This is a genomic window from Actinomadura sp. KC216 (assembly GCF_004348535.1).
Classification (GTDB): Bacteria; Actinomycetota; Actinomycetes; order Streptosporangiales; family Streptosporangiaceae; genus Spirillospora.
In genome coordinates this window covers 1-5,506 of sequence record NZ_SMJX01000442.1, presented here as the reverse complement: position 1 = coordinate 5,506, position 5,506 = coordinate 1, and the positions used below count along the sequence as shown (strand labels likewise).

Here is a 5,506-nt window from a genome sequence, read left to right as displayed (position 1 = left end):
GTCTCCGACGGGGGCGCGTCCGCGCGCAGGCCGTGCGCGGACGCGCGCAGGCGGTGGTAATCGCGCTCACCATGCCCGGACCCGTCCCCGGGCGGCCTGAAATGCGGCCTCGGACACCGGTCCCAGGACGCGCGGACGGAAGGCTTTTCGCAATGGCCGGATAACAACCGCCCGCCGCCGGCGGCCTGCCCGGACGGGACCGTCCTTTATTCTTGACGCATGATCTGGGGCCGCCCTGCATCGGAGACGTCGCCCGTCACATGTCCGCTGAGTCGGCAGCGACATCGGTTTTGCGAGCCGGCACCATGAAGAGTGACTTTTCAATGACCTCGGGCACCGCACTCGATTCTGAATCGAAGGCGGTCAGGGTGGTCATCGTGAGCGACAATCCGGTGTCGCGGATCGGGTTTCGCGCGCTGCTCGGCACGGCTCCCGGCGTGGACGTCGTGGGCGGCGGGCCGGTCGAGCGCTCGGTGGCCGGGGTCCGCGCGCACCGGCCCGACGTGGTGCTCCTGGACGCCTCCCCGCCGCCCCCGGACGGCATCGCCCGGCTGGCCCGGTCGGGGGTGCGGGTGGTCGCGGTGACGGCCGAGCAGGAGCCGCTGATGCTCGTCCAGGCGGTCGCCGCGGGCGCCCACGGATGCCTCGTGTACGGCCATTTCGAGCCCCGCGGGCTCGCAGACGTGCTGGTCGCGGCCGGGAGAGGCGAGTCGTGGCTGTCCCGGCCCGTGGTGACCGCGCTCGTGCGGTGGGTGCACGAGGGCGGCGCGCCGCGGCCCGATCCGGGGCTCACCGCGCGGGAGGCCGAGATCCTGGAGCTGATCGCCGCCGGGCTCACCAACCGGGAGATCGCGCGGCGGCTGGTCATCACGGAGAAGACCGTGAAGAACCACGCGCACCAGATCTACAAACGGCTGGGCGCGGACGGCAGGGAACACGCCGTCGCGCGCTGGCTGGAATTGAATTCGGTGCCCGATGGAACAGATCTGACCTGACCTAACCTGGCCGCCGGCCGCGAATATCGGCCCCCCGCCGACGGCGGGGTCCTAGGACCAGGCCCACGCCAAGATGGGCCCCTGGGTGGTCTTTACTTGCACAGTCCGTTACCGCATGATCAGTTGGGCCGCGTTCCAATGCCCATTAATTCCATTTCTGGCCTGGTTGTGAACGGCTGTTGAAATTCAGTCGCCATCGTCCACGCGCCCTGGGGAGGCTTGGTGAAAGTCGTTCGCCGTCCCGCTCGCAGCGTCCTTTTCGGGGTGCTGGCGGCGGCCGTCCTGATCATCGGCCCGCCGCCGGCCGCCTCGGCCGCGGGGCCCCGCATCGATCTTCAGGTCCTCGTCGTCACGAACGGCTCCGCGTCGGTGTCCGCGGTGGCGCAGCAGCTGAAGGCCGAGGGCGTGCCCTACACGACCGTCGACCTCCGCGACTCCGGCCGTCCCGTGATCGACGAGGCGTTCCTGTCCGACACGGTCGACGGCGCCCCGCGCGCGAAGTTCCAGGGCGTCGTCCTGCCGAACGCCTCGCCGTTCCAGAACGACGCGGAGATGGCCGCGCTCGCCGCGTACGAGAAGCGGTTCGGGATCCGCCAGCTCGACGCGCACGTCCGGCCGTCCGCCGCCGTCGGGATGAACCCGCCCGCCTACTCCGGCCCCATGGACGGCGCGGCCGCCCAGGTCACCCAGCCCGCGCGGGCGGACGCCTTCCGCTACCTGGGCGGGCCCGTGCGGTTCGACGACGTCGAGCCCGGTGTGTCCGAGACCGACGGCTACGTCGCGACCCCGCTGCCGGACGACCCCGGCGCCGGGAAGTCCTTCAAATCCCTCGTCACCGCCACCGTCAAGGGCACCACCGGAACCATCGCCGGCGTCTACACCCACGACGGCCGCAGCGAGCTGGTGCTGAACTTCACCTCCGAACGCGAGCAGTGGCACTTCCAGACGCTCGGCCGCGGCCTCGTCACCTGGCTGACCAAGGGCGTCCACCTCGGCCACGACCGCAACTACTTCGCCGTCCACTCCGACGACGTCTTCATGGCGGACGCCCGGTGGAGCACCGAGGACAACTGCACGCCCACCGAGGACTGCGACGACGAGGACGTCGAGACCGAGGACATCCGGATGGGGCCCGACGACGTGTCGTACGCCACGCAGTGGCAGACGAAGAACGGGTTCGTCATCGACATGGCCTACAACGGCGGTGGCAGCGACGAGGCCGCCCTGAAGAACGGCGTCGACCCGCTCACCGTCGCGTTCGTCGCCGCTCAGGACAAGTTCCGGTGGCTGAACCACACCTACTCGCACCCGTTCCTCGGCTGCGTGCAGAACTGGCGGACCGACCCGTGGCAGTGCACGCGGAACCAGGCGGGCGAGATCACCTACGTCAGCGAGGCCACCATCGACCGGGAGGTGTCGAGGAACGTCCAATGGGCGTCCAGCCGGGGCATCAAGGTCGACGGGAGCGAGCTCGTCACCGGCGAGCACTCGGGCCTGCGGGTCACGCCGCAGCAGCCCGACGACAACCCGAACCTCGCCCCGGCGCTGGCGAAGAACGGCGTGAAGTGGACGGCCAGCGACGCCTCCCGCGAGAGGGACCAGCGCGTCATCGGCTCGGTCCGGACGGTGCCGCGCCACCCGCTGAACATCTACTACAACGTCGGGACCGCGGCCGAGGAGGTCGACCAGTACAACTGGATCCACACCCGGCGGTCCGACGGCGGCAGCGGTATCTGCGAGGACGACGGGTCGTGCATCGAGCCGCTCGACCCCGACACCGGGTACGAGTCGTACATCGTCCCGGTGGAGGCGCGGATCGCGCTGTCGCACGTCCTGGCCAACGACCCCCGGCCGCACTACGCGCACCAGTCGAACCTGACCGAGGACCGGATCCTCTACCCGGTGCTCGAACGCGTCCTCGCCCAGTACTGGTCCGCGTTCGCCGCCAACACCCCGCTCATCAACGCCCCGATGTCGGCGCTGGGCGACGAGTTGCGCCGGCAGGACGCGTGGCGCGCCGCGGACAAGAGCAAGGTCACGGCCTACGTCCAGGACGGGACGGTCACCGTCCGGCCACCCGCCGGGCTGGAGGTGCCGGTGACCGCGCCGGAGGGCACGCTGGACGCCGCGAACGGCGCGGCGTTCGGGCAGTCCTACGCCGGTGAACGGTCCGCCTACCGGGCCGGGGACGTCACGCTCACCCTGCCCGGAGCCTGACTTTGGACATCACCCTGGTGACGGAAGGGACATATCCGCACAGCTACGGCGGCGTGAGCGTCTGGTGCGACCAGCTCGTGCGGGGTATGCCGGAACATACTTTCCGGGTCAGGGCGCTCACGACCACGGGGACCGAACCCGTGGTCTGGGACCTTCCCGAGCACGTGAGCTCCGAGCCCATTCCGATGTGGGGGCCGCCCAACGGGCGGCCCTCCGCACGCGGGCGGCACGCGTCGCCGGACGGGCGGCGGCGGCCGGGCGGCGGGTGGCCGTCGTCGCTCGTCCGGCTGCCCTCGGCGCGGCGCGGCCGGCACGCCTCGCCCGGCGGGCGGCAGGTGTCGCGCAGCGACGCGCGCCGGTTCGAGCGGCTGTGCCGCGGCTTCCTGCACGCGATCCTCACCCCGGCCGCCCCGGTTTCCGGCCAGTCCGCGTCCTCCCGGCACGTGCCTGTCTCCGGTGGGGGGACGACCGCCCACACCCCCCGGAACGGGCAGGAGGCGGAGGTCTTCCAGCGGATCCTGCGCGGTCTCTTCGAGTACGGGCAGACCGCCGACCTGAGCGCCGCGCTGCGCACCGAGGCGCCCGTCCGCTGGCTGATGGACGCCTGGAACGCCCGCGCGGCCGAGTTCGACGAGCTCGGGATGCGGCCGACCGTCCACGACGCCCTCACCGCGATCGACCTGCTGGAGCACCTGCTGCGCCCGCTGCAGGGCCCGCCGCCGCGCGCCGACCTCACCCACGCGGTGTCGAACGGCATCCCGATCCTGCCGGGGCTGGCCGCGAAATGGACCTACGGGACGCCGCTGTGCCTCACCGAGCACGGCATCTACCTGCGCGAACGCTATATCGGCATGCGGCGGACCCCGTACGCGTGGCCGGTCAAGGCGGTCCTGCTCGGCTTCATCCGCCTGCTGTGCTGCGTCGGCTACCGCACCGCCGACCTGCTGACGCCGTGCAACCTCTACAACCAGCGGTGGGAGGCGCGGTGCGGCGCCGACGCCGGCTCCATGGAGACCGTCTACAACGGCGTCGACCCGGCGCGCTTCCCCGCCGCCGGCGCCGAGCCCGCCGCACCCACGATCAGCTGGGCCGGACGCATCGACCCGATCAAGGACCTGGAGACGCTCATCCGGGCGTTCGCGCTGGTCAAGGAGGAGATCCCGGACGCGCGGCTGCGGCTGTTCGGCGGCACCCCGACCGGCTGCGAGCGCTACCACGCCCGCTGCGAGGCCCTCGCCGCCGACCTCGGGGTCGCCGGGCAGACCACCTTCGAGGGGCGGATCGACGACGTCCACGACGCGTACGCGGCCGGGACCGTGGTCGCGCTGTCCAGCATCTCCGAGGGCTTCCCCTACACGCTGATCGAGGCGATGACCTGCGGCCGCGTGACCGTCGCGACCGATGTCGGCGGGGTGCGGGAGGCGGTCGCCGACACCGGGATCGTCGTCCCGCCGCGGTCGCCGCGCGAGATGGCGGACGCCTGTCTGCGGCTGCTCGGCGACGAGGTGTCGCGGCGGCGGCTCGGGCACGCCGCCCGGGACCGGGCCTTGGAGCTGTTCACCGTGGACCGCGCGGTGGACACCTTCCGCGGCATCTACTCCGACCTGACCACGCCGGGCGCGCAGCGGCGGCCGGCGTCCGAGGCGAGGCCCGCATGACCGCGTCCACGCAGAGCACGATGCCCGGCACCGCTCCCGAGTCCCTCCCCGAGCCCGCGACCGAAACCCGGCCCACGGCCACCAGACCGGACGCCGTGCCCGACGCTCCCGCGCCCGACCCGGAGCCGGAGTCGTCCACGGCGGGTGACATCGAGGCGCTGCGGGAGCGCATGGCGGACCTGTGCGCGAGCGCCGTCGACCCGCTGGAGGTCACGGCCGGGCTGGAGGCCGAGGGCATCAACGACGAGGCGGCGCGGAAGTACGGCCACCCGGACGTGTTCGCGCTCGCCGAGGACCTGTACGCCCGGACGCCGCGGCGCCCCCGCCCGCCCGGCGCGACCGCGGTCCCGTGGCAGGCGGTGCCCTGGCGGCACCTGCTGCGCGGCGTCCTGTTCGGCATGCCCGGCCTGTGCTACATCGTGGGCGCCCCGATGCTGCACGGCAGGGCCGACAACGTGCTCCTCGTGTTCTCGCTCCTGCTCTCGTGGATGATGAGCCAGGGGACGGCCTACCTCGGCTACGTCTGGCTGGGGTTCGGCAACAGGACGGCCGCGTCGCGCGTGCTCCGCTACGGGCTGGCCGCCGGGCTGCTGGTCGTGGTGCCGGTGACGGTGGCGGCCGGGGTGGCTTCGGGGG

General features: G+C 72.3%; 4 protein-coding genes. All 4 read left to right on the top strand.

The window, feature by feature from the left end:
• Positions 1-377 precede the first annotated feature (377 nt).
• Complete coding sequence (locus tag E1264_RS39505) at positions 378-995, top strand: response regulator transcription factor (protein ID WP_165964617.1); 618 nt, start codon at positions 378-380, stop codon at positions 993-995.
• 222 nt (positions 996-1,217) lie between these two features.
• Positions 1,218-3,212 carry a hypothetical protein gene (locus tag E1264_RS39500; protein WP_132182189.1) on the top strand — a complete coding sequence of 665 codons (1,995 nt, stop codon included), beginning with the start codon at positions 1,218-1,220 and terminating at the stop codon, positions 3,210-3,212.
• Between the two features lie 17 nt (positions 3,213-3,229).
• On the top strand, positions 3,230-4,870 hold the full coding sequence (gene pelF / locus E1264_RS39490) for a GT4 family glycosyltransferase PelF (RefSeq protein WP_207936845.1): 1,641 nt from the start codon (positions 3,230-3,232) through the stop codon (positions 4,868-4,870).
• Positions 4,867-5,506 (top strand): hypothetical protein (locus E1264_RS39485; RefSeq protein WP_207936843.1); only part of this gene is annotated, 640 nt, incomplete at its 3' end. The genes pelF and E1264_RS39485, both read left to right, overlap by 4 nt.